This window comes from Hydrogenophaga sp. FW305-3-2-15-A-LB1 (assembly GCF_058787875.1).
In genome coordinates this window covers 15,344-41,538 of the sequence record NZ_JBYTAE010000057.1, presented here as the reverse complement: position 1 = coordinate 41,538, position 26,195 = coordinate 15,344, and the positions used below count along the sequence as shown (strand labels likewise).

At 68.7% G+C, this 26,195-nt stretch carries 30 protein-coding genes; 14 read left to right on the top strand and 16 right to left on the bottom strand.

The features are described 5' to 3' along the window. The first annotated feature begins 18 nt into the window (after nt 1-18). Nucleotides 19-1,056, top strand: coding sequence for a phosphoribosylformylglycinamidine cyclo-ligase (purM, locus tag AC3WPZ_RS17905; RefSeq protein ID WP_382321071.1), 1,038 nt, complete (start codon nt 19-21; stop codon nt 1,054-1,056). 13 nt (nt 1,057-1,069) lie between these two features. Here the strand turns inward: purM and AC3WPZ_RS17900 are convergent, their stop codons facing one another. From AC3WPZ_RS17900 to murJ, 10 genes are all read right to left on the bottom strand, one after another. Next, the gene (locus tag AC3WPZ_RS17900) at nt 1,070-1,843 is read right to left on the bottom strand and encodes an ABC transporter ATP-binding protein (RefSeq protein ID WP_444687128.1); all 774 of its coding nucleotides are present in this window, start codon (nt 1,841-1,843) and stop codon (nt 1,070-1,072) included. Beyond that, nucleotides 1,843-2,598, bottom strand: coding sequence for an ABC transporter permease (locus AC3WPZ_RS17895; RefSeq protein WP_382321075.1), 756 nt, complete (start codon nt 2,596-2,598; stop codon nt 1,843-1,845). Before AC3WPZ_RS17895 ends, AC3WPZ_RS17900 begins: the two co-directional genes overlap by 1 nt. Next, complete coding sequence (locus tag AC3WPZ_RS17890) at nt 2,591-3,436, bottom strand: ABC transporter permease (protein ID WP_382321077.1); 846 nt, start codon at nt 3,434-3,436, stop codon at nt 2,591-2,593. The genes AC3WPZ_RS17895 and AC3WPZ_RS17890 overlap by 8 nt, the downstream gene beginning before the upstream one ends. Before the next feature lie 9 nt (nt 3,437-3,445). Beyond that, the gene (locus AC3WPZ_RS17885) at nt 3,446-3,826 is read right to left on the bottom strand and encodes a hypothetical protein (protein WP_492440813.1); all 381 of its coding nucleotides are present in this window, start codon (nt 3,824-3,826) and stop codon (nt 3,446-3,448) included. Beyond that, nucleotides 3,823-4,500, bottom strand: coding sequence for an ABC transporter substrate-binding protein (locus tag AC3WPZ_RS17880; RefSeq protein WP_492440811.1), 678 nt, complete (start codon nt 4,498-4,500; stop codon nt 3,823-3,825). The genes AC3WPZ_RS17885 and AC3WPZ_RS17880 overlap by 4 nt, the downstream gene beginning before the upstream one ends. A gap of 119 nt (nt 4,501-4,619) precedes the next feature. Further along, nucleotides 4,620-4,949, bottom strand: coding sequence for a 4Fe-4S binding protein (locus AC3WPZ_RS17875; RefSeq protein ID WP_382156127.1), 330 nt, complete (start codon nt 4,947-4,949; stop codon nt 4,620-4,622). Then, the gene (locus AC3WPZ_RS17870) at nt 4,946-6,583 is read right to left on the bottom strand and encodes an FAD-dependent oxidoreductase (RefSeq protein WP_492440809.1); all 1,638 of its coding nucleotides are present in this window, start codon (nt 6,581-6,583) and stop codon (nt 4,946-4,948) included. The genes AC3WPZ_RS17875 and AC3WPZ_RS17870 overlap by 4 nt, the downstream gene beginning before the upstream one ends. Nucleotides 6,584-6,701: 118 nt before the next feature. Beyond that, nucleotides 6,702-7,334, bottom strand: coding sequence for an NAD-dependent epimerase/dehydratase family protein (locus AC3WPZ_RS17865; protein WP_444687133.1), 633 nt, complete (start codon nt 7,332-7,334; stop codon nt 6,702-6,704). Between the two features lie 120 nt (nt 7,335-7,454). Continuing rightward, nucleotides 7,455-8,312, bottom strand: coding sequence for a SirB1 family protein (locus tag AC3WPZ_RS17860; protein WP_291120952.1), 858 nt, complete (start codon nt 8,310-8,312; stop codon nt 7,455-7,457). 29 nt (nt 8,313-8,341) lie between these two features. Continuing rightward, nucleotides 8,342-9,901 carry a murein biosynthesis integral membrane protein MurJ gene (gene murJ / locus AC3WPZ_RS17855; protein ID WP_382156121.1) on the bottom strand — a complete coding sequence of 520 codons (1,560 nt, stop codon included), beginning with the start codon at nt 9,899-9,901 and terminating at the stop codon, nt 8,342-8,344. 126 nt (nt 9,902-10,027) lie between these two features. Between murJ and rpsT the strand changes: the two genes are divergently transcribed. Beyond that, entirely contained in the window at nt 10,028-10,327 is a 300-nt protein-coding gene (gene rpsT, locus AC3WPZ_RS17850; protein ID WP_291120948.1) for a 30S ribosomal protein S20, read from the top strand. A gap of 137 nt (nt 10,328-10,464) precedes the next feature. Here the strand turns inward: rpsT and AC3WPZ_RS17845 are convergent, their stop codons facing one another. Beyond that, nucleotides 10,465-10,785, bottom strand: a complete 321-nt coding sequence (locus AC3WPZ_RS17845; protein WP_382156119.1) for a DUF3579 domain-containing protein — start codon at nt 10,783-10,785, stop codon at nt 10,465-10,467. A gap of 268 nt (nt 10,786-11,053) precedes the next feature. Here AC3WPZ_RS17845 and AC3WPZ_RS17840 point away from each other — a divergent pair, with 268 nt between their 5' ends. From AC3WPZ_RS17840 to kynA, 7 genes are all read left to right on the top strand, one after another. Next, a complete protein-coding gene (locus AC3WPZ_RS17840) occupies nt 11,054-12,253 on the top strand; it encodes an aspartate aminotransferase family protein (protein WP_492440807.1) in 1,200 nt (399 codons plus the stop codon). Further along, nucleotides 12,250-13,191, top strand: a complete 942-nt coding sequence (gene argF, locus AC3WPZ_RS17835; protein WP_382321085.1) for an ornithine carbamoyltransferase — start codon at nt 12,250-12,252, stop codon at nt 13,189-13,191. The genes AC3WPZ_RS17840 and argF overlap by 4 nt, the downstream gene beginning before the upstream one ends. After that, nucleotides 13,191-14,120 (top strand): class I SAM-dependent methyltransferase, encoded by a 930-nt coding sequence (locus AC3WPZ_RS17830; protein ID WP_382321087.1) that lies wholly within the window; start codon nt 13,191-13,193, stop codon nt 14,118-14,120. The genes argF and AC3WPZ_RS17830 overlap by 1 nt, the downstream gene beginning before the upstream one ends. Continuing rightward, a complete protein-coding gene (locus tag AC3WPZ_RS17825) occupies nt 14,117-14,422 on the top strand; it encodes a YkgJ family cysteine cluster protein (RefSeq protein ID WP_382321089.1) in 306 nt (101 codons plus the stop codon). The genes AC3WPZ_RS17830 and AC3WPZ_RS17825 overlap by 4 nt, the downstream gene beginning before the upstream one ends. Nucleotides 14,423-14,502: 80 nt before the next feature. Continuing rightward, nucleotides 14,503-15,132 carry an arylformamidase gene (gene kynB, locus AC3WPZ_RS17820; protein WP_382321091.1) on the top strand — a complete coding sequence of 210 codons (630 nt, stop codon included), beginning with the start codon at nt 14,503-14,505 and terminating at the stop codon, nt 15,130-15,132. Further along, the gene (gene kynU, locus AC3WPZ_RS17815; RefSeq protein ID WP_492440805.1) at nt 15,129-16,412 is read left to right on the top strand and encodes a kynureninase; all 1,284 of its coding nucleotides are present in this window, start codon (nt 15,129-15,131) and stop codon (nt 16,410-16,412) included. Before kynB ends, kynU begins: the two co-directional genes overlap by 4 nt. 2 nt (nt 16,413-16,414) lie before the next feature. Then, nucleotides 16,415-17,278: a tryptophan 2,3-dioxygenase gene (kynA, locus tag AC3WPZ_RS17810; protein ID WP_382321093.1), complete on the top strand. Its 864-nt coding sequence runs from the start codon at nt 16,415-16,417 to the stop codon at nt 17,276-17,278. Nucleotides 17,279-17,288: 10 nt separating this feature from the next. On the opposite strand, the gene AC3WPZ_RS17805 is transcribed toward kynA, so the two are convergent. Genes AC3WPZ_RS17805 through AC3WPZ_RS17795 form a run of 3 tightly spaced genes read right to left on the bottom strand, consistent with a single transcriptional unit; the run spans nt 17,289 to nt 20,388 of the window. Beyond that, entirely contained in the window at nt 17,289-18,398 is a 1,110-nt protein-coding gene (locus AC3WPZ_RS17805) for a Rieske 2Fe-2S domain-containing protein (protein WP_382321095.1), read from the bottom strand. 18 nt (nt 18,399-18,416) lie between these two features. Next, a complete protein-coding gene (locus AC3WPZ_RS17800) occupies nt 18,417-19,394 on the bottom strand; it encodes a PDR/VanB family oxidoreductase (protein WP_492440803.1) in 978 nt (325 codons plus the stop codon). 10 nt (nt 19,395-19,404) lie between these two features. Next, nucleotides 19,405-20,388: a Bug family tripartite tricarboxylate transporter substrate binding protein gene (locus tag AC3WPZ_RS17795; protein WP_492440801.1), complete on the bottom strand. Its 984-nt coding sequence runs from the start codon at nt 20,386-20,388 to the stop codon at nt 19,405-19,407. A gap of 101 nt (nt 20,389-20,489) precedes the next feature. Here AC3WPZ_RS17795 and AC3WPZ_RS17790 point away from each other — a divergent pair, with 101 nt between their 5' ends. Continuing rightward, complete coding sequence (locus tag AC3WPZ_RS17790; RefSeq protein WP_492435839.1) at nt 20,490-21,377, top strand: LysR family transcriptional regulator; 888 nt, start codon at nt 20,490-20,492, stop codon at nt 21,375-21,377. Here AC3WPZ_RS17790 and AC3WPZ_RS17785 read toward each other — a convergent pair. Together AC3WPZ_RS17785 and AC3WPZ_RS17780 are read right to left on the bottom strand one after the other, a co-directional pair. Beyond that, the gene (locus AC3WPZ_RS17785) at nt 21,347-21,874 is read right to left on the bottom strand and encodes an NYN domain-containing protein (protein ID WP_492435837.1); all 528 of its coding nucleotides are present in this window, start codon (nt 21,872-21,874) and stop codon (nt 21,347-21,349) included. The genes AC3WPZ_RS17790 and AC3WPZ_RS17785 overlap by 31 nt on opposite strands. 258 nt (nt 21,875-22,132) lie before the next feature. Beyond that, nucleotides 22,133-23,065, bottom strand: a complete 933-nt coding sequence (locus AC3WPZ_RS17780; protein ID WP_492440799.1) for an AraC family transcriptional regulator ligand-binding domain-containing protein — start codon at nt 23,063-23,065, stop codon at nt 22,133-22,135. A 210-nt stretch (nt 23,066-23,275) separates the two neighbouring features. Between AC3WPZ_RS17780 and AC3WPZ_RS17775 the strand changes: the two genes are divergently transcribed. From AC3WPZ_RS17775 to AC3WPZ_RS17760, 4 genes are read left to right on the top strand one after another with little or no spacing between them, the layout of a single operon-like run. Continuing rightward, nucleotides 23,276-24,466 carry a lipid-transfer protein gene (locus tag AC3WPZ_RS17775; RefSeq protein ID WP_492440797.1) on the top strand — a complete coding sequence of 397 codons (1,191 nt, stop codon included), beginning with the start codon at nt 23,276-23,278 and terminating at the stop codon, nt 24,464-24,466. Continuing rightward, nucleotides 24,463-24,903, top strand: coding sequence for a MaoC family dehydratase N-terminal domain-containing protein (locus tag AC3WPZ_RS17770; RefSeq protein WP_382321106.1), 441 nt, complete (start codon nt 24,463-24,465; stop codon nt 24,901-24,903). Before AC3WPZ_RS17775 ends, AC3WPZ_RS17770 begins: the two co-directional genes overlap by 4 nt. A 16-nt stretch (nt 24,904-24,919) precedes the next feature. Continuing rightward, nucleotides 24,920-25,327 (top strand): MaoC family dehydratase, encoded by a 408-nt coding sequence (locus AC3WPZ_RS17765; protein WP_297397169.1) that lies wholly within the window; start codon nt 24,920-24,922, stop codon nt 25,325-25,327. A gap of 35 nt (nt 25,328-25,362) precedes the next feature. After that, nucleotides 25,363-26,193 (top strand): SDR family NAD(P)-dependent oxidoreductase, encoded by an 831-nt coding sequence (locus AC3WPZ_RS17760; RefSeq protein WP_492435829.1) that lies wholly within the window; start codon nt 25,363-25,365, stop codon nt 26,191-26,193. The last annotated feature ends 2 nt before the right edge of the window (nt 26,194-26,195 follow it).

Below are 26,195 nucleotides of genomic sequence, written 5' to 3'. Positions count from 1 at the left end.
CGCCGGGGCCGACCGCCCATGACCACCCCCTCCACCCCTCTTTCGTACAAAGACGCCGGCGTTGACATCGACGCGGGCGACGCCCTGGTCGAGCGCATCAAGCCGCTGGCCAAGAAGACCATGCGCGAAGGCGTGCTGGCCGGCATCGGCGGTTTCGGCGCCCTGTTCGAGGTGCCCAAGCGTTACAAGGAACCGGTGCTGGTCTCCGGCACCGACGGCGTGGGCACCAAGCTCAAGCTGGCGTTCGAATGGAACATGCACGACACCGTGGGCATCGACCTGGTCGGCATGAGCGTGAACGACGTGCTGGTGCAAGGCGCCGAACCCCTGTTCTTCCTGGACTACTTCGCCTGCGGCAAGCTCGACGTGGACACGGCCGCGGCCGTGGTCGGTGGCATCGCCAAGGGCTGCGAGCTCAGCGGCTGCGCGCTGATCGGCGGTGAAACCGCCGAAATGCCCGGCATGTACCCGGCCGGCGAGTACGACCTGGCCGGCTTCTGCGTGGGCGCGGTCGAAAAATCCAAGATCCTCACCGGCCAGAGCGTGCAAGCCGGCGACGTGGTGCTCGGCCTGGCCTCGCACGGCGTGCATTCCAACGGCTTCTCGCTGGTGCGCAAGTGCCTGGAGCGCGCGGGCGCGAACCTGCCCGCCACGCTGGACGGCCAGCCGTTCCGCGAAGCGATCATGAAGCCGACCCGGCTCTACGTGAAGAACGTGCTGGCCGCGCTGGCCGCGCACCCCATCAAGGCGCTGGCCCACATCACCGGCGGCGGCCTGCTGGAGAACATCCCCCGCGTGTTGCCCGAAGGCACGGCCGCCCACCTGGTGAAGGGCAGCTGGCCGCAGACCGAGCTGTTCGCCTGGCTGCAGAAGACCGCCGGCATCGACGACATCGAGATGAACCGCACCTTCAACAACGGCATCGGCATGGTGGTGGTGATCGCCGCCGACCAGGCCGCCGCCTGCGCCGCCACGCTGCGCGGCCTCGGTGAAACCGTGCACGAGATCGGCAAGATCGCGGCACGCGGCGAAGGCGCGGCCGTCGTCGTCGCCTGAGGCGACCGCGCGCTCAGCGCTTGAGCTGCCCGAGCACGCGCTGCTTGATCTGATTGAAGGCCGTGCCCGTGCGCTCGCGCGGGCGTGGCAGGTCCACATCGATCACGCTCTGCACCCGGCCCGGCCGGGGCTCCATCACCGCCACGCGGTCACCCAGGAACACGGCCTCGTCCACGTCGTGCGTGACGATCACCACGGTGATGCGCCGCTCGCGCCAGATGCGCAGCAGCTCTTCCTGCATGTGGGCCCGGGTGATCGAATCGAGCGCACCGAAGGGCTCGTCCATCAGCAGGATGTCCGGCCGCGAGACCAGCGCGCGAGCGATGGCCGCGCGCTGCGCCATGCCGCCCGAGAGCTGGTGCGGCCAGGCTTGCGCGAACCCCGTGAGGCCCACGAGTTCGAGCTGTTCGCGGATGCGCGCCTCGCGCTCGCGCCGGCTCAGGTCCAGGCTGTCGAGCCCCAGGCCGATGTTGTCCGTGACGTTGAGCCAGGGAAACAGGCGGTGGTCCTGGAACACCAGGCTGCGCTCCACGCCCGGCCCGGCCACCGGTTCGCCATCGATCAGGATGTCGCCATCGAAGCGGTCGTCCAGCCCCGCGATCAGTCGCAGCAGCGTGGACTTGCCACAGCCCGAGGCACCGACGATGCCCAGGAACTCGCCGCGCGCGATCTCCAGGCCGATGCGCTGCAGCACCGGCAGGTCCTGCCCCTCGATCCGGTAGGTCTTGCCCACGTTGCGCAGGCTCAGGGCGGTGGGGGCGACCGCCTCCAGGGTGGGGGTGCTCATCAGCGGGTTCTCCAGGGAATGAGGCGCAGGAAAAGAAGCTGCGCGACGCGGCTCAGGCCGTAGCCCACCAGGGCCATCACCAGCACACCGATCAGCACCAGGTCCATGCGGAACACGTCGCGCGCGGTGGCGAGGTAGGCGCCGATGCCCCGGCCGGTGCCGATCGCGTATTCGGAACCCACGGTGCCGATCCAGGCCGTCAGCAGCGCGAGCTCCACGCCGGTCAGCACCGAGGGCAGGATCGCGGGCAGCACCAGCCGGCGCAGCCGCAGCCAGGGCCCGAGCCGCACGATCGCGGCCACCTCGCGGTAGGCCGGCGCGATGCCGCGCACGCCCTGCTCGGTGTTGAGGAAGACCGGGAAGAAGGTGGAGATCGAGATGAACACGATCTTCACCAGATCGCCGTTGCCGAACCAGGCGGTGAGCAAGGGAATCCAGGCGAACAGCGCGACCTGGCGCAGGCCGTGCACGGTGGGCGCGACGGCCAGTTGCGCCGGTCGCGACAGACCGACGGCCACGCCCACGGCGATGCCCAGGCTGGCGCCGATGAGAAAGCCCAGTGCCACGCGCACCAGGCTGCTGGCGGCGGCCGACCAGATCTGGCGGCCCTGTTCGTCGAAAAACGGCGCGGCCAGCACCTCGTGCAGCGGCACCATCAGCGGGTGGGCAATGGCACCGGTGTCGACCAGCAGCAGCCAGGCCGCGCCGATGGCCAGCGGCAGCCAGGCGCCCGGGGGGATGCGGGTCTCAGCCATGGCCGGGCGCCCAGCGGCTCAGGCCACGTTCGAGCCGGCGCAGCAGCAGGTCCAGCGCATAGCCCGCCACCCCCACGACCACGATGCCGACGATCACGATGTCGAGCTGGAACAGCTTGCGGCCCCAGACCATCATGTAGCCGATGCCTTCGGTGGCCGCGAGCATCTCCACCACGATGAGCGCGATGAAGGCATGGCTCAGGCCCAAGCGGAAACCGCTGAACACGGTGGGCAGGCAGGCCGGCAGCGTGAGGCGGGTCAGGCGCGTCCAGGGCCGCAGGCGCAGCACGCGCGCGGCTTCGAGGTAGGCCACCGGAATGTTCCGGATGCCGCGCGAGGTGTTGAGCACCACGGGCACCATCACGGCCTTGGCGATCACGATGACCTTGAGCGCCTCGTCGATGCCGAAGATCAGGATGAGGATGGGAATCCAGCCCAGCGTGGGCACGGCGAACAGCGCGCGCAGCGTGGGCTCCAGGTGGCTGCGCGCGCGCGCCGACACGCCCAGCCAGATGCCCAGCGCCAGCCCCAGCGGCCCGCCGAGGGCCAGGCCCGAGCCGATGCGCTGCAGGCTGATGAGGAAGCCGTCGAGCAGTTCACCGCCGCGCGCCAGTTCCAGGAAGGTGTCCCAGACCAGCGCGGGCGCCGGCAGGATCTGTGGCGGCACCCAGCCCCGCACCGCCGCCCACTGCCAGAGCGCGACGATGGCGGCCGGCAGGGCCAGCGCCAGCAGCAGGCGCCGCAGCGGGGCCGGCAACGCGGTGCGCCAGGGCCAAGCCGCGGTGCGCGGCAGCGGCGAGGCGCCGACCCCGTCGGCCAGGTGTTCGAGGGCCGCCATGGATCGGCCTCAGCGGCGCGCCACGAGGGCAGCGCGGTTCGTCCAGTAGGTCTGCAGGCCCTGGGCGCGCAGCGCGTTCTCCACGTACTGCGGTGCGGCCCACTTCGCCACGTCGATGTCGTTGCGGATCAGCTTGTTGTCCTTGGTGAAGTCGATCGCGTCGTCGTACTGGCTGAGCAGGAAGGCGTCCACGCGCGGGTTGAAGGCTTCCTTGAGTGAGACGCCGTCGTAGTCGTCCTTGAAGGCCTGGTAAGGCATGCCCGAGAGCGTCCAGATGCGGTAGGCCTCGTCGCGGTTGGCCTCCTGGCCCAGCCAGTGGGCGGCTTTCACCAGGCCGTTGGCGATGCGCTGCGTGGCGTCGGGGTACTGCTTCTCGAAAGTCTCGCTCACCAGGATGCCGCCGAAGCCCGAGGCTTCGCGCCCTGGTCCTTGGACGAATAGAACACCTTGCCCACGCCCTTGTCGCGCAAGGTCAGCAGGCTGCTGGAGCCCACCGCCGCGTCCACGCTGCCGGCGGTCAGGGCCGCGAGCTGGTCGGCGGTCTTAAGGTCGACCAGCTGGATGTCGCGCAGCGTGAGGCCGTTGTCCTGCAGCGCCTTGAGCAGCGCCCAGTGCAGCACCGTGCCCTTGGCCACCGCCACCTTGCGGCCCTTGAGGTCCTTGAACGAGTTCACCTCCAGGTCCTTGCGGGCCAGCCCGAAGACGGTGGTGTAGCCGTAGGACGCGAGGATGCGCGTGGGCAGGCCGCCGGCCTTGCCGATGATGTTGGGCAGCGAGCCGTACTGCGCCACGTCGAGCCGGTTGTTGGCGATGGCCTCGTTGATCGCAGGACCGGTGCCGGTGAAATACTCGAAGCTGAGCTTCACGGGCGTGCCCTTGAACTCGTCGGCGATGAAGCCCTTGCCCTGCGCGATGGCGAGCAAGGCCACGCCGTGGGGCTGGCCGAAGCCCTGGCCGAAACCGCCGAAGCGGATGGTCTCGGGCTGGGCCTGCGCGTGGGCGCCGAAAGCGGCGGTGGCGGCGAGCGCGAAGGCCGTCAGGTGTTTCCAGAAAGAAGCGGTCATGGGAAGTTTCCGTGGAGATTGAAGGGTTTCAGTCCAGAACACCGCGGAACCGGCTTTGCCGGGGCCGCAGGTGTTGCCCCCGTGAGGGGGTCGCGCGAAGCGCGGCGGGGGTGGGCCATCTAGTGCGCGCGCCGCAGCAGTTCAAAACTCGCATCGAGCGCGGCGGTGGGCTGGCGGTCCTTGCCCCAGCCGACGGCGCGGCGGTAGCTGCCGATCCATTGCCGCACCTCGGTGCCCTCCTCGGCCACGGTGACGGCGTGGTCCGCCACCGGCGCGACGTACAGCGCATCGGTCGGGCAATACAGCTCGCACATGAAGCAGGTCTGGCAATCCGACTGGCGCGCGATCCGCGGGATGCCGCCGGGCACCGCCTCGAACACCTGCGTGGGGCAGGCGCTCACGCAGATGTTGCAGCCGGTGCAGCGTTCGGGGCTGACGATTTCGATCATGCGGCGAGCCTTTCAAGGTCCAGGTTGACCGGTTGGCGAACGGTTTGCGAGCGCACCCAGACCTCGTCCAGGCCGCCGCTGACGAGGCGGTGCCGCTGGCCCAGGTCCAGGCCGGCGTGGTCCTGCCGGCGGGCCATGCCGCGCGTCTCGGTGCGCTGCAGGGCGCTGCGGTACATCCAGCGCGAGGTGGCCAGCATGGCCACGGCCTCGCGCGCGCGCACCGCCTGCTGCAGGCTGGGCGCGCTGGCGTGGCGCACACGCGCCCACTGCGCGTCGAGCCGCTGCAGCGAGTCCTCCAGCAGGTCGGCACGGCGCGTCCAGTTGCGTTCGTAGGGGAACACCTCGGCCTGCACCGCGCGCACCAGTTCTTCCGGGTCCCAGGCCGGGGCCCCGCCTTCCTGGATGCCGGCGGTGCCCGCGCGGTGCAGGCGGCGCCTGGCCAGGCTGCGCGCGCCATGGCTGAAGTCGGCCGCGCCCGCGCCGGCCCAGAAACCGGACGACATGGCCCAGGCCGCGTTGTGGCTGCCGCCGCCGGTGAAGGCGCCGCAGATCAGCTCGCGCGTGGCCGCGTCGCCGGCCGCGTACAGACCGGGCACCGAGGTCGCGCAGTCGTCGCCGATCACGTGCAGGCCGCCGGTGCCGCGCACCGTGCCTTCCAGCCGCAGGGCCACCGGGAAGTGGTCCTTGAAGGGGTCGATGCCCTGGCGGTCGAAGGACACGAAGAAATTGGGCTGCGCGTGGCGCATCCAGGCGCGGATCTCGGCGTCGGCCCGGTCCAGGCAGGCGAACACCGGCTGCGTCTGCAGCGTGCGCGCGATCACGCTGCGGCCGCGAGACGAGCCCGCGCCCTCGATGGCCACGCCGTCGCGGTCGTAGAAGGTGGCCCAGTTGTAGAACAGGGACTTGGTGACGGACGAGAACGAAGGCCCCAGGCCGTAGGCGTTGGAGAACTCCATGCCCGAGAGCTCGGCGCCGACTTCGGCGCCCATCAGGTAACCGTCGCCGGTGAGCACGTTGCAGCCCAGCGCCCGGCTCAGGAAGGCGCAGCCGCCGGTGGTGATCACCACCGCGCCGGCCCGCGCCACCCAGGTCTCGCCGGTGGTGCGCGTGAGGCCGGTGGCGCCGGCCACATCGCCGTTCTCGTCGGTCAGCAGCTCCAGCGCCGGGCTGTGGTCGAGGATGCGGGCACCCGACTCCTTCACCTTCTTGCGCATCAGGCGCATGTACTCCGGCCCCTGCAGCGAGGTGCGCTGCAGCTGGCCTTCGGTGTCGATCGGGAAGGGGTAGCCCCATTCCGTGAGTGTCTCGGTGTTGAGCCAGGTCTGTTCGAGCACGCGGTCCATCCACGCGTGCTCGGCCAGTTCACCGCCCATGGCGTAGCGGCTGGCCTTGGCCTTCTCGCGCGCGGCCGCGTCGCGCGGCACGTGCCACAGGCCGGTGCCCGAGGGCGCGGTGGCGCCGGAGGTGCCGCAGAAGCCCTTCTCCACCAGGGTCACGCTGGCGCCGCGCGCGGCGGCCGCGATGGCCGCCCAGGCGCCCGCCGGCCCGCCCCCGATCACCAGGACATCGGTCTCGATCTGCTGCTGCCCGGCGGCATCGCTCAACAGCGGGGAAGAAAGGCCACGTTGCGCCATCGTCTGCTCTCCAACAAATGTGTTCAGAGGAGGCAGTCTAGGAACGGGTCAGCGCATCAACAACGATCGATTCCGAGTTTCCATATGCGAAAAAAAGCAGCCGCGCCGCGGCCGCCGCTCAGATCAGCGCTTCGGACGGCAGCACGTGCACGCCCGGCGCCGCCGCCAGCGCGGCCTGCAGCAGGTGGTGCGCGATGCGCTCGGCCGGCACCACGCGGTAGCGCCGCGGCAGCAGGGGCTGCACGCCTCGCGAGACCAGCACCGCCAGCCGTTCCAGGGGCCGGCTCTGCGGCCGCAGGCCGTCGATCAGGCCCGGGCGCACCAGCGTGAGCGAGGGGTAGCCCACGGCCTGCAGGTCGCGCTCGACCTCGCCCTTGGTGCGCGAATAGAACACGCGCGAACGCGCATCGGCCCCCAGCGCGGAGTTCAGGGCGAAGGCCCGCGCGCCATGGCGGCGCGCGAGGTAGGCCACCTCCAGCGGGTGGTCGTGGTCCACCTTGTAGAAAGCGGCCTGCGAGCCCGCCGCGCGGATGGTGGTGCCCAGGGTGCAGATCACCGCATCCACCCGCCACCAATCGGCGTCTTCGGGCAGGCGCTCGAAGTCCACCACGGGGTTGAGCAGTTTGGGGTGTGGGGCCAGCGGCTGGCGGGTCGGCGCGACCACGCGTTCCACGGCGGGGTCGGCCAGGGCCTGTCGCAGCACATGGCTGCCCACCAGACCGGTGGCGCCCACCAGCATCAGTTGTTTCATACCGTCGTTTTTCTTGTCGCCGGATTGGCGGGGGTTGGCGCGCATGGTCCCTGCGCGGCCGGCTCGCGTCAAACGGAATTACATGGCGACACATCCCCGCCCCCGCGGGCGGGCGGCGGCTCAGTTGAGCGCGCGGCGCAGTTCCTGCAGGCGCTGGGCGATGGCGTCGCGGTCCAGCGTGTCGTCGGCGTGTTCCACGTAGGTTTCCAGGTCGCCCACGGCCAGGCGCACGTCGCCCATCTCGGCCCAGGCCAGGCCCCGGTCGCGGTACTCGATCCAGGCGTCGGGCAGCAGGATGAGCAGGCGGTCCAGCACGGCGATCAGGCGCAGCCAGTCTTCCTGCGTGCGGTGGATTTCCTTGAGGTTGCGCAGCAGGCGCGCCAGGATCTCGCGCGGCGTGGCGGCCTGCAGGTACAGGCCCACCGGCACGTCGAAGTCGTCCACCAGGCCGTTGCGGCGCTTGTAGGGCTCCAGCCGTTCCGAGAGGTCCTCGCGGCTGAGCGACTGGCCGGTGAAGGGGTCGATCACCACCTGGCCATTGGGCAGGTTGACCTTGACCATGAAGTGGCCGGGAAAGTTGACGCCACGCGCCTTCAGGCCCAGGCCCTGGGCCAGCTCCAGCCAGAGCACGGCCAGCGTGATGGGAATGCCCCGGCGCGTGCGCAGCACGGCGTTGAGAAAGCTGTTGTCGGGGTCGTAGTAGTTGTTGACGTTACCGCCGAACCCCATGTCGCGGAAGAAGAACTGGTTGAGCGTGCGCAGCCGCTGCAGCGGCCCGGCGTCGGCGGCGCAGCGCCGGCGCACGCGCGCGAGCATCTGATCCACATCGCCCAGCACCTGCTGCACGTCGAGGTCGGGGTATTCGTCCTGGGCCACGGCCGTGGCCGCCTCGAACAGGGGCAAAGCCTCGTCGTCGCCCACCAGGGCGGCAAAGTAGCCCAGGGGGGTCGGCGCGGGGTATTCGTACGCGGTCGGCATGGTGGGGAATCCGGTTTCCGCAGATTACGTCATTTTCTGACGAACTGCCTCAGGTTCAACCCCGCCAGCAGCAGCGTGAGGAAATAGACCAACATCCCGCCCAGCACGCACAGCGTGAGCAGGCCCACGCGCTGCAGGGCCTGGCCTTCGAAGCCCAGCCAGTTGAAGCGCGCCGCCACCCACATCAGGAACACCGCCAGCAAGGCGCTGGCCGCCAGCACCTGCATGCCGAAGCGGGCCCAGCCCGGTGACGGTTTGTAAGCGCCCCGGCGGATCAGCCCCACCAGCAGGAACAGGGCATTGACCATGGCGCCGATGCCGATCGCCAGCGCCAGCCCGGCGTGGGCCAGCCGGGGCACCAGCAGGACGTTGAGCACCTGGGTGAGCACCAGCACGCCAATGGCGATCTTCACCGGCGTGCGGATGTCCTGCCGCGCGTAGAAGCCCGGCGCCAGCACCTTGATCGCGACCAGGCCGATCAGGCCGGCGCCGTAGCCCATCAGGGCGGTGGCGGTGCGCTGCACGTCGGCGTCGGTGAACGCCCCGTAGTGGTACAGCACGGCCACCAGGGGGTGGGCGAAGGTGAGCAGCGCCACCGCGCAGGGCACGGCCAGCAGCACCACCAGGCGCAGGCCCCAGTCGAGCAGGCCGCTGTAGCGGTCCGCGTCGTCGGACGCCTTGGCCGCCGCCAGCTGCGGCAGCAGCACCACGCCCAGCGCCACGCCCAGCATGGCGGTGGGGAATTCCATCAGGCGGTCGGCATAGGTCAGCCAGCTCACGCTGCCGGCGCCCAGGTGCGAGGCGATCTGGGTGTTGATCAGCAGGGAGATCTGCGCCACGCTCACGCCCAGCAGCGCCGGCAGCATGAGGGTGGTCACCCGGCGGGTGCCGGGGTGGTGCCAGGCGGTTTTCAGCGCCGACCAGCGCAGGCTCACGCGCGGCAGCAGGCCCAGCCGGCGCAACGCGGGGATCTGCGCGCCCAGCTGCAGGGTGCCGCCCAGCAGCACGCCCCCGGCCATGGCGTAGATGGGCTCGATGCCCAGCGAAGCGAACCAGGGCGCGCCCCAGCCGGCGGCGGCGATCATGGCCACGTTGAGCAGCACCGGCGTGGCCGCCGGCACCGCGAAACGTTTCCAGGTGTTCAGAATGCCGGCCGACAGCGCCACGAAGGACATGAAGGCGATGTAGGGGAACATCCAGCGCGTCATGAACACGGCGGCGTCGAAGCCGGGGTCGTCCAGGCCGCTGGCCATGGCCCAGACCAGCACCGGCGCGCCCACCACGCCCAGCACGCAGGTGGCGGTGAGCGCCCAGGCCAGCACGGTGGCGATCTGGTTCACCAGCACCCGGGTGGCGTCGTCGCCCTCTTTTTCCCGCACGCCGGCCAGCACCGGCACGAACGCCTGGCTGAACGCGCCCTCGGCGAACAGCCGGCGCAGCAGGTTGGGGATGCGGAAAGCGACGTTGAAGGCGTCGGTCAGCGCGCTGGCGCCGAAGGTCGCCGCCATCAGCAGTTCGCGCACCAGGCCGGTGATGCGGGACGCCAACGTGAGCAGCGAAACGAGGGAGGCGGACTTGAAAAGGGTCACGCGGCGAGTGTAACGACCGGGATCGCCCCCTCGCCCCGCCCGGCCGGCCACCCTTGCCAGCCCGGCGGGCCGTGCTAAAATCGCGGGCTTTGCTGGCATCATCCCCAAACACCGAAGGAACTCACCATGGCAACCAAGCCGAAGAAAAAGAACCCCCGCCTGGCGTCTGGCCGCAAACGCGTGCGCCAGGACGTCAAGATCAATGCAGCCAACACCTCGCTGCGCTCCAAATACCGCACCGCCGTCAAGAACGTTGAAAAAGCCGTTCTGACCGGTGACAAAGCCAAGGCGACCGAACTGTTCGCCAAGATGCAGAAAGTCGTCGACATCGTCGCCGACAAGGGCATCTTCCACAAGAACAAGGCCGCGCGCGACAAGAGCCGCCTGTCGGCCAAAGTCAAGGGTCTCGCAGCAGCCGCTGCCTGAACCCGCCCCGGTCAGGCCCCGCCAGACCACCAGCCCGGGCCCCCAAGGCCTGCCGTTTGAAACGGGTGCGCTGCCAGCAAAAGCAAAAAAGCCGTCGCAAGACGGCTTTTTTGTTGCCCGCGCCAAAAGCGGGGGGATCAGGTCTTGGACGGGGGATCGGGGAGGAGGCAGGCCTCGACCACCTGCAGGCCGTTGTCGCGCGCGAAGTTCATGCAGAAGTCCCAGGCCATGGGCTCGGCCTCGCGCAGGTCCGCATGCACCACCACGCACTTGATGCCGTTGATGTTGTTGGGCACGCACCAGGGGGAGTAGCTCAGGTGGCTGCCGGGGGTGGCGCCCCCGGGGCGGAACGAGCTCATCACCCCGGCCAGGCGCTCGGCCCAGTCACTGGGTCGGAACGTGCGGCCGTCCTTCGTGACACCCTGGATGAAAACTTGTTTGGCTGTCGGTGAAACCATCGGGGGGAGAGGCCTTCGGATGGAGGGCTCGACTGGAAGAATGCCGCCGCCGGACCGAGGATCGCTCGCCGGGGCAGGAGGCAGGTATTCTATCTTATATAAGACTTGGAACGAGGGATAACCCGGACCCGCTAGCGTACACCGGGCGCATTTCAGCGATGCCCAACAAGCAATGATGATGCCCGCCCGCTGCCCCTAAAATCGCGCTTCAACGGCTCAACCTTCGTTGAGCCGCTTTCTTTTTGGCCCTTCCCACCGGAGTCCCTGCATGAACGCCGCCCTCAAGCCCGTCGCCTCGCCCCACGTGATGAACACCTACGGCCGCCTGCCGATCGCGATGTCACACGGCCGAGGCGTGCGCCTGTGGGACACCAACGGCAAGGAGTACCTGGACGCGCTGGGCGGCATCGCCGTCAACACCCTGGGCCACGGCCACCCCAAACTGGTGCCCGCTCTGCAGGACCAGATCGCCAAGCTGATCCACTCCAGCAACTACTACCACGTGCCCGACCAGGAACGGCTCGCGCAGATGCTGGTGGAGCGCTCGGGCATGACCAACGTGTTCTTCTGCAGCACCGGCCTGGAAGCCAACGAGGCCGCGCTCAAGCTGGCGCGCAAGTACGGCCACGACAAGGGCATCGAGCGCCCCGAGATCGTGGTCTACGAGAAAGCCTTCCACGGCCGTTCCATCGCCACCCTCTCGGCCACCGGCAACCCCAAGGTGCAGGCCGGCTTCGGCCCGCTGGTCGAAGGCTTCATCCGCGTGCCGCTCAACGACATCGAGTCGCTGAAGAAGGCCACCGCCGGCAACCCCAACGTGGTCGCCGTGTTCTTCGAGACCATCCAGGGCGAAGGCGGCGTGAACCCGATGCGCTCGCAGTACCTGAAGGACGTGCGCGCCCTGTGCGACGCCAACGACTGGCTGCTGATGATCGACGAAGTGCAGTGCGGCATGGGCCGCACCGGCAAGTGGTTCGCCCACCAGTGGGCCGGCATCGTGCCCGACGTGATGCCGCTGGCCAAGGGCCTGGGCTCGGGCGTGCCGATCGGCGCGGTCGTGGCCGGCCCCAAGGCCGCCAACATCTTCCAGCCCGGCAACCACGGCACCACCTTCGGTGGCAACCCGCTGGCCATGCGCGCCGGGGTCGAGACCATCCGCATCATGGAAGAGGAAGGCCTGCTGGAGAACGCCGCCCGCGTGGGCCAGCACCTGCGCACCGTGCTGGAAAAGGACCTGATCGGCAAGGCCGGCGTGAAGGAGATCCGCGGCCAGGGCCTGATGATCGGCATCGAGCTCACCAAGCCCTGCGGCGTGATCACCCAGCGCGCCGCCGACGCCGGCCTGCTGCTCTCGGTCACGGCCGACAGCGTGATCCGCATGGTGCCCCCGCTGATCATGACCACGGCCGAGGCCGACGAGGTGGCCGCCATCCTGCTGCCGCTGATCCACGCCTTCCTGGCCGAATGAGCGCCGCCCCCGCCATGACGATCCCGCACTACCTGCAGTTCAAGGACCTCGACGCCGCCACCTACGCCTACCTGTTCGAGCGCGCGGCCTTCATCAAGCGCAAGTTCAAGGCGGTCGAGAAGTACCAGCCCTTCGCCGACCCCGACCGCACCCTGGCCATGATCTTCGAGAAGGCCAGCACGCGCACCCGCGTGAGCTTCGAGGCCGGCATGTACCAGATGGGCGGCTCGGTGGTGCACCTGACCACCGGCGACAGCCAGCTCGGCCGCGCCGAGCCCATCGAGGACAGCGCGCGCGTGATCAGCCGCATGGTCGACATCGTGATGATCCGCACCTTCGAGCAGAGCAAGATCGAAGCCTTCGCGGCGCACTCGCGCGTGCCGGTCATCAACGGCCTGACCAACGAGTTCCACCCCTGCCAGATCCTGGCCGACATCTTCACGTTCATCGAGCGGCGCGGCTCCATCCAGGGCAAGGTCGTGGCCTGGGTCGGTGACGGCAACAACATGGCCAACACCTGGCTGCAGGCCGCCGAATTGCTGGGCTTCACGGTGCACGTGAGCACCCCCAGCGGCTACGAGGTGGACCCGGTGCTCGCCGGCATCCGCAACCCGGACTGCTACAAGGTTTTCAAGGACCCGCTCGAAGCCTGCGCGGGCGCCCACCTCGTCACCACCGACGTGTGGACCAGCATGGGCTTCGAGGCCGAAAACGAGGTGCGGCGCGCCGCCTTCAAGCGCTGGTGCGTGGACGAAGCCATGATGCGCACCGCCCAGCCCGACGCCCTCTTCATGCACTGCCTGCCCGCGCACCGGGGCGAAGAGGTCAGCGCCGAGGTGATCGACGGCCCGCAGTCCGTCGTCTGGGACGAGGCCGAGAACCGCATGCACGTCCAGAAGGCCCTGATGGAGTACCTGCTGCTCGGCCGCCTGGCCTGATGCAAGCCCTGCTCGACGCCATCGCGCGCCTCGAACCCGCCGCCGAGGCGCGGCGGGTCTTCCACGGCCGGGGCGGCCTGCACCCGGGCTGCGAGCAGTGGGCGCTGGACGCCTTTCCCCCGGTCTGGGTGCTGACCAGCTTCCAACCCGTGAACGAGGCCACGCTGGCCGTGTTGCACACCGCGCTGACCGAACGTTGGACCCAGGTGGCGCCCGGCGAACCGCTGAACTGGGTCTTCCAGTGCCGGCACGACAGCCAGACCGAAACCCGCCTGATGGCCGGCGCCGTGCCCGAACCCCACGTGGTGAGCGAGCGCGGCGCGCGCTTCCTGGTGCACGTGCTCAAGGGCCAGAACCACGGCCTGTTCCTGGACATGGCCGAAGGCCGCCAATGGGTGCGCGAGCATGCCGACAAACAAAAGGTGCTGAACCTGTTCGCCTACACCTGCGCCTTCTCGGTGGTGGCGCTGCAGGGCGGCGCGAAACAGGTGGTCAACGTGGACATGAGCGGCGGCGCCATGGCCATCGGCCAGCAGAACCACCCGCTCAACGGCCTCGCGGGCGGCGCCAGCTTCCTCGCGCACGACATCTTCAAGACCTGGGGCAAGATCACCCGCGGCGGCCCCTACGGCCTGGTCATCGTCGACCCGCCGAGCTTCCAGAAGGGCAGCTTCGTCGCCACCAAGGACTACCAGCGCCTGATGCGCCGCCTGCCCGACCTGCTGCTGCCCGGCGGCCGGGTGCTGCTCTGCCTCAACGCGCCCGAGCTCGACACCGCCTTCCTGCGGCAGCAGATGCAGGAAGCCGCGCCCGAGCTGGTGTTCGAACAGCGCCTGCCCAACCCCGAGGCCTTTGCCGACGCCTCGCCCGAGCGCGCGCTCAAGGTGCTGGTCTACCGCGCGCCGGCGCTCGCGCCTCGGGTTCCATGAGCGCCTGCACCAGTTGCGGCGCCTGCTGCGCCTGTTTCCGGGTCGATTTCTCCGTTCACGAGCTGGACGAGATGGGCGGCTGCGTGCCTGGCGGGCTGGCGGTCGAGGTCACCGAGCACACCGCCCGCCTGCGCGGCACCGACCATTCGCCGCCCCGCTGCGCCGCCCTCACCGGCAAGGTGGGCCAGAAGGCGGTCTGCGGCATCTACGAATGGCGGCCTTCGCCTTGCCGCGAGTTCGAGGAAGGCAGCGACGCCTGCGCGCGCGCCCGCCAGCGCCACGGCCTGCCGGCGCTTATTTGATTCAAGCCTCAACTATTTTCCGGGTCTGTTGGCAATAACCGACACCACGGAATTTTTCAGGGTGCTACCTTCCATGCACCATGAAACAGCTCTGGGACATCTCTCCGCCGGTGCACGCCGGCGCCCCGGTTTTTCCGGGTGACACCGCCTACACCCAGGAGTGGGCCGCCACCATCGGCCCGGGCTGCCCGGTCAACGTCAGCGCCATCACGCTCTCGCCCCACGTGGGCGCGCACGCCGACGCGCCGCTGCACTACGACGCCGACGGCGCCGCCATCGGCCATGTGCCGCTCGACGCCTTCCTCGGCCCTTGCCGCGTGATCCATGCCATCGGCTGCGGCCCGCTGGTCAGGCCCGAACACATCGCGCACGCGCTCACCGACCTTCCCCAGCGCGTGCTCGTGCGCGTGTACGAACACCAGCCGCAGGACCGCTTCGACGACGCCCTGCCCGCCTTCGCGCCCGACACCGTGGAACAACTCGCCGACCTCGGCGTGCTGCTCATCGGCATCGACAGCGCCAGCATCGACCCCGCCAGCAGCAAGACGCTCGACAGCCACCAGACCATCCGCCGGCGCGGCCTGCGCGTGCTGGAAAACCTGCTGCTCGACGGCGTGCCCGAAGGCGACTACGAACTCATCGCCCTGCCCCTCAAACTCACCACCGCCGACGCCAGCCCCGTGCGCGCCGTGCTGCGCCAACTGCCATGAACAACGCCCCCACCCTCGCCGACTGCCGCGCGCTCGACGCGCAAGACCCGCTGCGCGCCCTGCGCGACCTCTTCTTCATTCCCGAGGGCACCATCTACCTCGACGGCAACTCGCTCGGCGTGATGCCGCGCAGCGCCCCCGCGCGCGTGGCCGAGGTGGTGACGCAGGAATGGGGCACCGACCTCATCCAGAGCTGGAACAAGCACGGCTGGTTCGCCCAGCCGAAGAAGGTGGGCGACAAGATCGCGCGCCTCATCGGCGCCGAGCCCGGCACCGTGGTCGCCACCGACAGCACCTCGGTCAACCTCTTCAAGGTGCTCTCGGCCGCGATGGACCTCGCCAGCGTCGACCACCCCAAGCGCCGGCGCATCGTGAGCGAGCGCAGCAACTTCCCCACCGACCTCTACATCGCCGAAGCCCTGTGCCAGCAGCACGGTTTCGAGCTGATGCTGGTGGAGCCCGAAGAAATCCCCGCCGCCCTCACGCCCGAGGTGGCCGTGCTCATGCTCACCCACGTGAACTACCGCACCGGCGTCATGCACGACATGCCCGCCATCACCGCCGCCGCGCACGCCACCGGCGCGCTCATGCTGTGGGACCTCGCGCACAGCGCGGGCGCCGTGCCAGTGGACCTGACCGGCGCGGGCGCCGACTACGCCGTGGGTTGCGGCTACAAGTACCTCAACGGCGGCCCGGGCGCGCCGGCCTTCGTGTGGGTCAACCCGCGCCACGCCGACCGCTTCTGGCAGCCCCTGGCCGGCTGGTGGGGCCACGCCACGCCCTTCGAGTTCACGCCCGACTACCGGCCCGCGCCCGGCATCACGCGCTACCAGTGCGGCACCCAGCCCATGATCAGCCTGGCCGCGCTCGAATGCGGCGTGGACACCCTGCTCGCCGCCGAAGCCCATGGCGGCATGGCCGCGCTGCGCACCAAGTCGCTCGCGCTCACCGACCTCTTCATCGAACTCGTGGACGAACGCTGCCAGGGCCACGGCATCGGCCTGGCCACGCCGCTCGACCCGGCCGAGCGCGGCTCGCAGGTCTGCCTCACGAAGGACGAAGGCGCCTACGCCATCGTGCAGGCCCTCATCGCGCGCGGCGTGGTGGGCGACTTCCGCGCGGGCGATGGCCAGCGCCACAAAGACATCCTGCGCTTCGGCTTCACGCCCCTCTACATCGGCTTCGAAGACGTGTGGAACGCCGCCGACGAGCTGCGCCAGGTGCTGGAGACCGGCGAGTGGCGGCGCGCCGAATTCAACACCAAACACGCGGTGACCTGAGCATGTGCCCGCACCACACCGATCCGGCCTCGAAGCCCGAAGACATCGTGCACGAGGAAGGCGCGCAACTCGACTTCAGCCGCGACATGAGCTACGGCGACTACCTGCAGCTCGACGCCATCCTCAACGCGCAGAAACCGCTCTCGCCCGCGCACGACGAAATGCTCTTCATCGTGCAGCACCAGACCAGCGAACTCTGGATGAAGCTCATGCTGCACGAGCTGCGCGCCGCCATTCACAGCATCGCGAAAGACGAGCTGCAACCTGCTTTCAAGATGCTCGCGCGCACCTCGAAGATCATGGAACAGCTGGTGCACGCCTGGGACGTGCTCGCCACCATGACCCCGCCCGAATACAGCGCGCTGCGGCCCTACCTCGCGCAGTCCAGCGGCTTCCAGAGCCACCAGTACCGCTGCATCGAATTCGCCATGGGCAACAAGAACGCGGCCATGCTCAAGCCGCACGCCCACAGCCCCGAGCGCATGGCCGTCGTGCAGGCCGCCTACGAAGCGCCATCGCTCTACGACGAAGCCCTGCGCCTGCTCGCGCGGCGCGGCCTGGCCGTGCCCGCCAGCCACACGCAGCGCGACTGGACCCAGCCCTACGAAGCCAGCGACGCCGTCGAGCAGGCCTGGTTGCAGGTGTACCGCAACCCCAAGGACCATTGGGACCTGTACCAGCTCGGCGAAAAACTCACCGACCTGGAAGACGCCTTCCGCCTCTGGCGCTTCCGGCACGTGACCACGGTGGAACGCGTGATCGGTTTCAAGCGCGGCACCGGTGGCACCGGCGGCGTGAGCTACCTGCGCAAGATGCTCGACGTGGTGCTGTTCCCGGAAATATGGCGTTTGCGCACCGACCTCTGAAACGCGTCCCTCACGCCTTCGCGCCCGCTTCGGCCGCGGCCAGGCGGTACAGGATCTGCCGCATCATCAGCCCCGGTTTGTCCGGCGCGAAGTTCAGGTCGAACTGCGGCTCGCTGTCGTTGCGCACCACATCCATGATCCACTCCAGCGCGTCCACGTCTTCCTGGTAGGCCTTGGTCGACGCGCTGTGCAGGTGTTCGTCGATGGCGGTGTCGTCCAGCTGGAAGTTGCGGCTGCAGAACCACCAGTAGTGGATCGAGTGGTTCGTCTCGGGCGTGAAGATGTGGCTGATGTTGAAGCGGTAGGTGCGCGGCTGCCCGCTCGGGTCGCGGTTGTCCACGATGCGCGCGTACGCCGTGTGCAGCGCGGGCGAGACGAAGCGCGCGTCCGAGAACCGGTCCACCGGCTGGCCCGTCAGGCCCGTGGGCATCGCGTACACGCCGGGCGGCGGTGAGTCGCGCAGCTCGCGGTCGATGATCACCATGCCGCCCTCCTCGCGCACCTTCAGCCGCGAGCGCGCGTACTCCGGCGTGCCGATGGCGCCCGGGTGCAGGAACGGGAAATGCGTCTGGTCCAGCAGGTTCTCGTGCATGGCCACGTAGTCGGATTTCAGATGGAAACCGCCGCTGACCGTCTTCCACTCGGGACTGCCCAGCCAGCCGGTGTCGGGCACCAGGGACTCGTCCGCGTGGTCGGCGTCGCCCATCCAGATCCAGATCAGCGTGCCGCGCTCCACCGTGGGAAAACTGCGCACGTTGGCGTTCGTCGGCACGATGGGCATGGCCGGCATGTGCACGCAGCGGCCCGAGGGGTCGAACCGCATGCCGTGGTAGCCGCACATGAGCACGTCGCCCACCAGCTGGCCCTTGGCCAGCGGAAACGAGCGGTGCGGGCAGCGGTTGCGCACCGCCACCGGCTCACCGGCCAGCGTGCGGTACAGCGCCACGTCCACCCCCAGCAGGCGGCGGCTGATGATCTCGCGCGTCACCTCGCTGGCCAGCGCGGCCACGTACCAGCAGTTGCGCACCAGCGGCGTGGTGTGGTCGGCGAAGCCGCCCGGCACGAACTCGCGCGAGGGTTCCACTTCGAACTCGGCGGGGCGTTCAACGATCATGTCCATGGGATGTCTTTCCAGCGTTCAGGCGTCCAGCACGAGCGACGGGCCGCGCGCGCGCGACACGCAGATGCACAGCGATTCGTCGGCGGCCTTCTCTTCGGGGGTGAGGTAGTGGTCGTGGTGTTCGATGCCGCCCTCGGCCTTCAGCACCGGCAAGGGGCACAGGCCACATTCGCCGCGCCGGCAGTCCCACAACACGGGCACGCCCTCGGCCAGCAGGGCATCGAGGATGCTCACGTCGCTGCCCACCTGCACGGTCTTGCCCGTGCGCTGCAGGTGCACGCTGAAGGGCCGGGCGTCGCCCGAGATCGCGGCGGTGAAGCGCTCGCTGCGCACCCGCTCCGGTGCCCAGCCGAGCGCGGCAGCCGCTTCATGTGTGGCATCGATCATCGGCTTGGGGCCGCACACGTACACGGCGGTGCCCGCCGGCTGGGCCCGCAGCAGCGCCTGCAGGTCTGGCGTGCCCTGCGCGTCGCTGTGGTGGAAGCGCACGCGCTCGCCCGCGAGTTGCGCCAGTTCGCCGCGGTAGGCCATGCCGGCGGCCTCGCGGCCGGCGTAGAACACGCGGTAGTCGCAGCGGCGGCGGGCCAGGCTGCGCACCATCGAGAAGATGGGCGTGATGCCGATGCCGCCCGCGATCAGCAACACGTTCTGGTCGCGCCGGTCGAGCGGGAAGTTGTTCACCGGCGGCCCGACCCGCAGGCGCGTGCCCACCTCGAACGTGGCATGGATGTGCGCCGAGCCCCGGGCATGGTCCTCGCGCTGCACCGCGATGCGGTAGGTGTGGCGCGCATCGTCGTCCAGCGTCGCGCCGCCCACCAGCGAGTAGTGGCGCACGATCAGCCCGCGCTCGGGCGAGACCGTGTGCAGCGCGATGTGCGACCCGGCGGCATACGACGGCAGCGGGCTGCCGTCCACCCGGGTCAACTGGAACTCGCGCACCCGGTCGGTCAGCTGCCGCACGGCGCTGACCTGCACGTCGAAGTTGGGCCGTGCCATGGTCAGAACCTCAGTCGAGCTTGATGCCGGACTTCTGGATCAACGGGCCCCAGGCCGCCACCTCCTGCTCCATCAGCTTGCCCATCTCGGCGGGCGACATGGTGTAAGGCTCGTAGGTGAACAGCGTCAGCTTGCTGCGCATGTCGGGTGACTGCATCACCTTGGCGATGGCCTCGTTGAGCTTGACCACGATCTCCCGGGGCGTGCCCTTGGGCGCGAGCAGGCCGTTCCAGCCGCCCACCGCCCATGGCGCGGGCGCGCCGGTCTCGGCGGCGGTCGGCACCTTGTCATAACCCGGGATGCGCGTGGGCGCGGCGGCGGCCAGGAGCCGCACCTTGCCCGCCTGCAGCATCGCGCCGGCCGAGGCGGCCGAGCCGATCGCCCAGTCCAGCTCGCCATTGGCCACGCCGGTGTAGAGCTGCGAAGACTCCTTGTACGGCACGTGCGTCATGCGCGTGCCCGTGGCCGACTCCAGCATCAGGCCGCCCAGGTGCGCCGGGCTGGCCACGCCCCAGGAGCCATATGTCACCCCATCGGGCTTGGCCTTGGCGCTGGCGATCAGGTCGCCCATGGTCTGCCATTTGGACGCGGTGGGCACCACCACGAAGAAGTAGTTGCGCACCAGCGGCGTGACGGGATCGAAGTCTTGCGTGGCGCTGTAGGGCAGCTTGCTGAACAGGTGCGGCTGCGTGCCGATGTGAAAGCTGTCCATGTGCACCAGCGTGTAGCCGTCGGCCGGCGCCAGGCGCGCCGCCTGGAAGGCCACGAAACCGCTTGCCCCCGGCTTGTTCTCGATCAGCACGGGCTGGCCCAGCGCCGGGCCCAGCTTCTCGGCCAGGTTGCGCAAGAGCACGTCCGGCCCCTGGCCCGCCGGGAACGGCGTGACGATCCGGATCGGCCGGGCCGGGTAGCTGCTCTGTGCCAGCGCGGCACCGGGCAGCAGGTGGACGGCAGCGCCCGCCAGCAAGGCGCCGAGGAACTGGTGTCTCTTCATGTTGGTCTCCAGGGATTCGAATGGGGCAGGCGAATTTTATTGATCTGAATCAAAGATAATTGAACTCAATATTGGTTATCACTTGACTGTTTTAAGAACAAATGGACACCACCACCCACATCCGCACCTTCGTCGAGGTCGTGCGCTGCGGCGGCTTCTCCGAAGCCGCGCGGCAGCTCGGTGTGGTGCCCTCGGTGGTGGCCAAACGCATCGCCCAGCTGGAGGCCGAACTGCAGGCCCGGCTGTTCGAGCGCACCACGCGCAAGGTGACGCTGACCGAAGCCGGCGAAAGGCTGCACCTGCGCGCGGCCGGCGTGGTGGCCGAGTTCGAGGACCTGCTGCACGCCGTGCGGCGCGACGAAGGCAAACCCGAAGGCCACCTGCGCGTGATGGCCCCCACCACACTCACCATGGAGCAGCTCGGCGACGTGTTCTGCGCCTTCCTCGCCACGCACCCGCGCATCACGCTGGAGCTGTCGCTGGTCGACCGCTCCACCAACCCGGCCGAAGCCGGCTTCGACCTCGCCATCAGCGGGCGCGCCGCCAGCTACGAAGGCGTGGTGGACGTGCCGCTGTGCCCCGTGCAACCAGTGCTGTGCGCGGCGCCGGCGTACCTGAAAGAACGCGGCACCCCCACGCACCCGCGCGACCTCGCAGACCATGCCTGCATCGCCTTCGCGCCTACCGGCACCAGCTGGGCCTTTCAGAGCGCGCGCGGCGTGGTGACGGTCGACGTGCACCCGCGCCTGCTCGCCGACGACAACCGCACCGTGCTGCGCGCCACGCTGCAAGGCCTGGGCGTGGCGCTGCTGCCGCGCTACATCGCGGGGGCCGAGCTGGCCAAAGGCACGCTGGTGCCCTTGTTGCCCAAACACGAGCCGCAGGAAAACTGGTTCAAGGCCTATGTGCCGCGCCGCAAGATGGGCACGGCGCGGGTGAAGGCGCTGCTGGAATTTCTTCAGGAGAACTGGGCGGGCGGGTCGCTGTAGCTCGCACTGGGCGAGCGAGCGGCATCGTGTCTGTCATCGGCCCCGTGATCCAGAAACGCAAACCCATTGCAAGCCGCCACAAAACTCTTCGCGGCATCTTGCCGGCCAAAGCCATAGACCGGCACATCGGCTTCACGGGCGCGGGTGACCACGCCCGTGTAGTCGCTGTCCGATGACACGATGCAGAAACCATCCACCTTGCGTTGTGGGGCGAGCAGCATTTCCATCATGTCCATGATCAACGCGGAGTCGCTGGCGTTCTTGCCGTGGCGGTAGTGGAACTGTTGCACCGGCCGGATCACGTTGGCCTCCAGCACCTTGCGCCAGGAAGCGACGTGCGGGTTGGTCCAGTCGGCGTACGCGCGGCGGATGAGCAGGTGGCCGCGTTCGGCCGCCAGCTTCATCACGGGTTCGCAGCATGTCCAGCTCATGTTCTCGGCGTCGATCAGCAACGCGAGTCGGAGCGGTCGGGGGAAAAAGAACGGTGCTTGCTTCATGGGCCTTCCTGTTGCGATGAGTTCCACCACCACCCTTTTGAGGTGGCGGTGGCCCGAACAGGTTGGCGTACCGAGACAGCTTGCACCATCGGCGAGACTTGCGTCTCCCCATCCGGGCCACCATAAACAGGAAAGCACAGACGAAGAAGATGATGGCCGCAACGCCGAAACATTGCAGCCATCTCAAAACGCAAGCTGTCAGCAGGACGCCAATCCTGATCGCACTTTTGTACGACGAAAGAAGTATAGCTTCGGCGTTCAGCGCCGCCGATACGCCCCGCAGTGTTTCCCCGTCCACTTCTTGAACGCGCGCTGAAAGGTCGGGCTGTCGCTGAAGCCGAGCTCGCTCGCCAGCTGCACCAGCGACACGCGCGATGACGACAGGCGCGAGATCGCGAGGTCGCGCCGCAGGTCGTCCTTGAGCCATTGCAGCGAGGTGTGTTCGGCCGAGAGGTGCCGCTGCAGGCTCGATGGTGAGGTGTGCAGGTGTTCGGCCACGGCCTCCAGCGAGGGCCATTGCGGGTAGCTGCGCATGAGGTGGTTGCGCACCCGCTGCGCCACGGCGCCGAAGTCGCGCGGCGGCGAGATGACTTGCGTGTACGCGTCGGTGAGGAACACGCGCAGGGCCGGCTCGTCGCGGCTCACCGGGGTGTCCAGTTCCTTGGCCTTGAACCAGAAACCGAAAGCCGCCTGCCCGTAGCGCCGGGGCGCGGGGAACACGAGGTTGTAGCCCTCCTGGCCGTCGGGCTCGGGGTAGCTGAAGTCGAAGTGCGTGATGGGCAGCGGCGCGTTCAGCAGCCAGGCGGCCAGGCGCCAGAGCACGCGCACCATGGTCTCCTGCGCGAACACGGGCGTGGGGTGGTCGGGGGCGATGGTCTGCATGTGCAGGCCGGCTTCGTCGCCGTTGACCTGCAGCGAGAAAAAGATGTCGTCCTGCAGCAGGTTGAGCGCCGCGCTCATGCGCTTGAGCGCGCGCCGCAGGTCGTGCGCGGACAGGCCTTCGCGCGCCGTCAGCGCGAAGCTGCCAGGCTTGAACGGGCGCGAGAACAGGCCCATGCATTCGTCCTTCATGTCGTTGAGCAGCGCATAAAAAAGCGCGACGTACTGCATGGGCGTGACGCCTTGGTGGCCGGGTTGGCGCAGGGCATGCGGGTCCACCCCGACTTGACGTAGATAGCCATCCATGTTCATGCCCCGGCTTTCCGGCCCGGAGAGCATGCCGAACACGAAAACAGGGGCAATGAAGGCCCCCGGGTTTTCCCGAGGTTTTCGCTGTTTGAGGTCTTTTGCCATGGTTTCAGGGTGTTCGGCTATCGCTAGGAAATGGGTCGAAGCCTAGCATCCGCCCCGTCTTCCAACCAATTTTTCGGGGCCGCCGCCCCGCCGCACAAAGGACCGTTCATGAAGCAAGACGTGTATGTCGTGGGGGTCGGCATGGTGCCGTTCACCAAACCCGGGGCGAGCGAGCCCTATCCGCAGATGGCGGCCAAGGCGGTGAACGCGGCGCTGCGCGACGCGGGCCTGGACTACGCCAAGGTGCAGCAGGCCTATGTGGGCTATGTGTACGGCGACTCCACCGCCGGCCAGCGCGCGCTGTACGAGGTGGGCATGACGGGCATTCCCGTCGTGAACGTGAACAACAACTGCTCCACCGGTTCCACCGCGCTCTTTCTCGCGCGCCAGGCGGTGATGAGCGGCGCGGCCGACTGCGTGCTGGCGCTGGGCTTCGAGCAGATGAACCCAGGCGCCCTCGGCTCGGTGTTCAAGGACCGCGCGAGCGCCTTCGAGCGTTTCGACGACGCCACGGAAGAACTGGTGGGCCATGGCGAGATTCCGCTGGCGCTGCGCTACTTCGGCGGCGCGGGCCTGGCCCACATGCAGGAGTTCGGCACGCCGCTGAACACCTTCGCCAAGATCCGCGCCAAGGCGAGCCGCCACGCGTCGAACAACCCGCTGGCGCTGTTCCGCACCGTGGTGACGGAAGAAGAGGTGATGAACGCGCCGGTGATGTGGCCGGGTGTGATGACGCGCCTGATGGCCTGCCCGCCCACCTGCGGTTCGGCGGCGGCCATCGTCTGCTCGGAGGCCTTCGCAAAGAAGCATGGCCTGAACACGGCCGTGCGCATCCGCGCTCAGGCCATGACGACGGACGGCCCCGCCACTTTCGGCGCGAAGGACATGCGCGAAGTGGTGGGCTTCAGCATGGCCAAGGCCTGCGCCGAGCAGGTGTACGCCGAAGCCGGCCTGGGCCCGCGCGACGTGCAGGTGGTGGAACTGCACGACTGCTTCGCGCACAACGAGCTGCTGAGCTACGAGGCCCTGGGCCTGTGCGAACGCGGCGGCGCGCAGAAGTTCGTGGAAGACGGCGACAACACCTACAGCGGCCAGGTGGTCACCAACCCCTCGGGCGGTCTGCTCTCCAAGGGCCATCCACTGGGTGCGACCGGTCTGGCGCAGTGCACCGAGCTCGTGCAGCAGCTGCGCGGCCAGGCCGAGAAGCGCCAGGTGGAAGGCGCGCGCATCGCGCTGCAGCACAACCTGGGCCTGGGTGGCGCCTGCGTGGTGACGATGTACGAAAAGGTGGCCGCATGATCGACAAGAAATTCATCGGCTATCAGCTCAAGCCTTCGGTGCTCACGGTGGACCGCACGCGCCTGCAGTTCTTCGCCAAGGCGATTGGCGAGAAGAACCCGGTCTACGTGGACCCGGCCGCCGCGAAGGCCGCCGGCTACGCCGACGTGCCGGCACCGCCCACCTTCCTGTTCGCGGCCGAGCTGGACAGCGGGGCCAACGACCAGCTGCTGGCCGACCTGGACATTCCGCTGGCCAAGCTGCTGCACGGCGAGCAGTCGTTCCGCTACCTCCGGCCGGTGTGCGCGGGCGACACGGTGACCGTGCAATCGACCATCACCGACATCTACGACAAGAAGGGCGGCAAGCTGGAATTCGCCGTCAAGGACTCCAGGGTGACCAACCAGCGCGAGGAACTCGTCGCCGAGCTGCGCACCGTGCTCGTGGTCCGCCACTGAAAGGGAAGAGAACACCATGACCGCATCGATCAAGGTCGGCGACCGCCTGCCCGCCCTGCAACTCCCGCCGGTGGACCGCGCCACGCTCGCGCTCTTCGGCGGCGCCTCGGGCGACCACAACCCCATCCACATCGACCTGGACTTCGCGCGCCGCTCGGGCATGCCCGACGTGTTCGCGCAGGGCATGTTGGGCATGGCCTGGGTGGGCCGGCTCATCACGCAATGGGCGCCGCAGTCGCGCCTGCGCCGGTACGACGCGCGCTTCGCCGGCATCACCCACCTGGGCAACGCCATCACCTGCAGCGGCGAGGTGGTGGAGCTGATGGACCTCGACGGCGAGGCCTGCGCGCGCGTGGCCGTGAGCTCTTCCAACCAATACGGCCAGAACAAGATCGTCGGCGAGGCCATCGTCGCGCTCGCCTGAACAACGCATTCAAGACAGCAAGAGGAAACAACGCAATGACGAAGAAACTCGACGGCAAGGTGGCCCTGATCACGGGCTCGGGGCGCGGCATCGGCCGTGAAATCGCCCTCAAGCTCGCCCAGGACGGCGCGCGCCTGGTGATCAACGACCTCGACGCCGATCCGGCGCAGGAGACCGTGGAGGCCATCAAGGCCCTGGGCGGCGAGGCCGTGGCCTGCGTGGGCAGCGTGACCGCGCCCGATTTTTCGGAGCGCTTCATCGGCACCGCCGTGGAGAACTTCAAGGGCCTGGACATCATCGTCAACAACGCCGGCTACACCTGGGACAACGTGATCCAGAAGATGACCGACGAGCAGTGGTACGCCATCATGGACTGCCACCTCACCGCGCCCTTCCGCATCCTGCGCGCGGCGCAGCCGGTGATCCGCGCCCTCTCCAAGGCCGAGACGGACAGCGGCGTGCGCAAGGTGCGCAAGGTGGTGAACATCTCGTCCATGGCCGGTGTGTTCGGCAACGTGGGCCAGACCAACTACTCGGCGGCCAAGGCCGGCATCATGGGCGTGACGCAGGCGCTGGCCAAGGAATGGGGCCGCATGAACGTGACGGTGAACTGCGTGGCCTTCGGCCTCATCAAGACGCGGCTGACCGGCAGCACCGCCGACGGCGCCACCACGAACATCGACGGGCGCGACATCAAGGTGGGCGTGAACCCCGGCCTGCTGTCGATGATGGAACAGACCATTCCCCTGGGCCGGGGCGGCACACCGGAAGAGGCCGCGGGCTCGGTGTACCTGTTCTGCATCCCCGAGTCGGACTACGTCAGCGGCCAGACGCTGATCTGCTCCGGCGGCCTCACGGGCATGTGAGC

What these genes read in the sequence shown, in the direction of transcription:
- AC3WPZ_RS17895 (WP_382321075.1), bottom strand. Translation starts at nt 2,598, where the DNA reads ATGGCTGAGACCCGCATCCCCCCGGGCGCCTGGCTGCCGCTGGCCATC.
- purM (WP_382321071.1), top strand. Translation starts at nt 19, where the DNA reads ATGACCACCCCCTCCACCCCTCTTTCGTACAAAGACGCCGGCGTTGAC.
- AC3WPZ_RS17765 (WP_297397169.1), top strand. Translation starts at nt 24,920, where the DNA reads ATGACCGCATCGATCAAGGTCGGCGACCGCCTGCCCGCCCTGCAACTC.
- kynU (WP_492440805.1), top strand. Translation starts at nt 15,129, where the DNA reads ATGAACAACGCCCCCACCCTCGCCGACTGCCGCGCGCTCGACGCGCAA.
- rpsT (WP_291120948.1), top strand. Translation starts at nt 10,028, where the DNA reads ATGGCAACCAAGCCGAAGAAAAAGAACCCCCGCCTGGCGTCTGGCCGC.
- AC3WPZ_RS17805 (WP_382321095.1), bottom strand. Translation starts at nt 18,398, where the DNA reads ATGGACATGATCGTTGAACGCCCCGCCGAGTTCGAAGTGGAACCCTCG.
- AC3WPZ_RS17840 (WP_492440807.1), top strand. Translation starts at nt 11,054, where the DNA reads ATGAACGCCGCCCTCAAGCCCGTCGCCTCGCCCCACGTGATGAACACC.
- AC3WPZ_RS17770 (WP_382321106.1), top strand. Translation starts at nt 24,463, where the DNA reads ATGATCGACAAGAAATTCATCGGCTATCAGCTCAAGCCTTCGGTGCTC.
- AC3WPZ_RS17785 (WP_492435837.1), bottom strand. Translation starts at nt 21,874, where the DNA reads ATGAAGCAAGCACCGTTCTTTTTCCCCCGACCGCTCCGACTCGCGTTG.
- AC3WPZ_RS17890 (WP_382321077.1), bottom strand. Translation starts at nt 3,436, where the DNA reads ATGGCGGCCCTCGAACACCTGGCCGACGGGGTCGGCGCCTCGCCGCTG.
- AC3WPZ_RS17825 (WP_382321089.1), top strand. Translation starts at nt 14,117, where the DNA reads ATGAGCGCCTGCACCAGTTGCGGCGCCTGCTGCGCCTGTTTCCGGGTC.
- argF (WP_382321085.1), top strand. Translation starts at nt 12,250, where the DNA reads ATGAGCGCCGCCCCCGCCATGACGATCCCGCACTACCTGCAGTTCAAG.
- AC3WPZ_RS17790 (WP_492435839.1), top strand. Translation starts at nt 20,490, where the DNA reads ATGGACACCACCACCCACATCCGCACCTTCGTCGAGGTCGTGCGCTGC.
- AC3WPZ_RS17775 (WP_492440797.1), top strand. Translation starts at nt 23,276, where the DNA reads ATGAAGCAAGACGTGTATGTCGTGGGGGTCGGCATGGTGCCGTTCACC.
- AC3WPZ_RS17845 (WP_382156119.1), bottom strand. Translation starts at nt 10,785, where the DNA reads ATGGTTTCACCGACAGCCAAACAAGTTTTCATCCAGGGTGTCACGAAG.
- AC3WPZ_RS17860 (WP_291120952.1), bottom strand. Translation starts at nt 8,312, where the DNA reads ATGCCGACCGCGTACGAATACCCCGCGCCGACCCCCCTGGGCTACTTT.
- AC3WPZ_RS17880 (WP_492440811.1), bottom strand. Translation starts at nt 4,500, where the DNA reads ATGACCGCTTCTTTCTGGAAACACCTGACGGCCTTCGCGCTCGCCGCC.
- AC3WPZ_RS17870 (WP_492440809.1), bottom strand. Translation starts at nt 6,583, where the DNA reads ATGGCGCAACGTGGCCTTTCTTCCCCGCTGTTGAGCGATGCCGCCGGG.
- kynA (WP_382321093.1), top strand. Translation starts at nt 16,415, where the DNA reads ATGTGCCCGCACCACACCGATCCGGCCTCGAAGCCCGAAGACATCGTG.
- AC3WPZ_RS17865 (WP_444687133.1), bottom strand. Translation starts at nt 7,334, where the DNA reads ATGAAACAACTGATGCTGGTGGGCGCCACCGGTCTGGTGGGCAGCCAT.
- kynB (WP_382321091.1), top strand. Translation starts at nt 14,503, where the DNA reads ATGAAACAGCTCTGGGACATCTCTCCGCCGGTGCACGCCGGCGCCCCG.
- AC3WPZ_RS17800 (WP_492440803.1), bottom strand. Translation starts at nt 19,394, where the DNA reads ATGGCACGGCCCAACTTCGACGTGCAGGTCAGCGCCGTGCGGCAGCTG.
- AC3WPZ_RS17795 (WP_492440801.1), bottom strand. Translation starts at nt 20,388, where the DNA reads ATGAAGAGACACCAGTTCCTCGGCGCCTTGCTGGCGGGCGCTGCCGTC.
- AC3WPZ_RS17900 (WP_444687128.1), bottom strand. Translation starts at nt 1,843, where the DNA reads ATGAGCACCCCCACCCTGGAGGCGGTCGCCCCCACCGCCCTGAGCCTG.
- AC3WPZ_RS17830 (WP_382321087.1), top strand. Translation starts at nt 13,191, where the DNA reads ATGCAAGCCCTGCTCGACGCCATCGCGCGCCTCGAACCCGCCGCCGAG.
- AC3WPZ_RS17875 (WP_382156127.1), bottom strand. Translation starts at nt 4,949, where the DNA reads ATGATCGAAATCGTCAGCCCCGAACGCTGCACCGGCTGCAACATCTGC.
- AC3WPZ_RS17760 (WP_492435829.1), top strand. Translation starts at nt 25,363, where the DNA reads ATGACGAAGAAACTCGACGGCAAGGTGGCCCTGATCACGGGCTCGGGG.
- AC3WPZ_RS17780 (WP_492440799.1), bottom strand. Translation starts at nt 23,065, where the DNA reads ATGAACATGGATGGCTATCTACGTCAAGTCGGGGTGGACCCGCATGCC.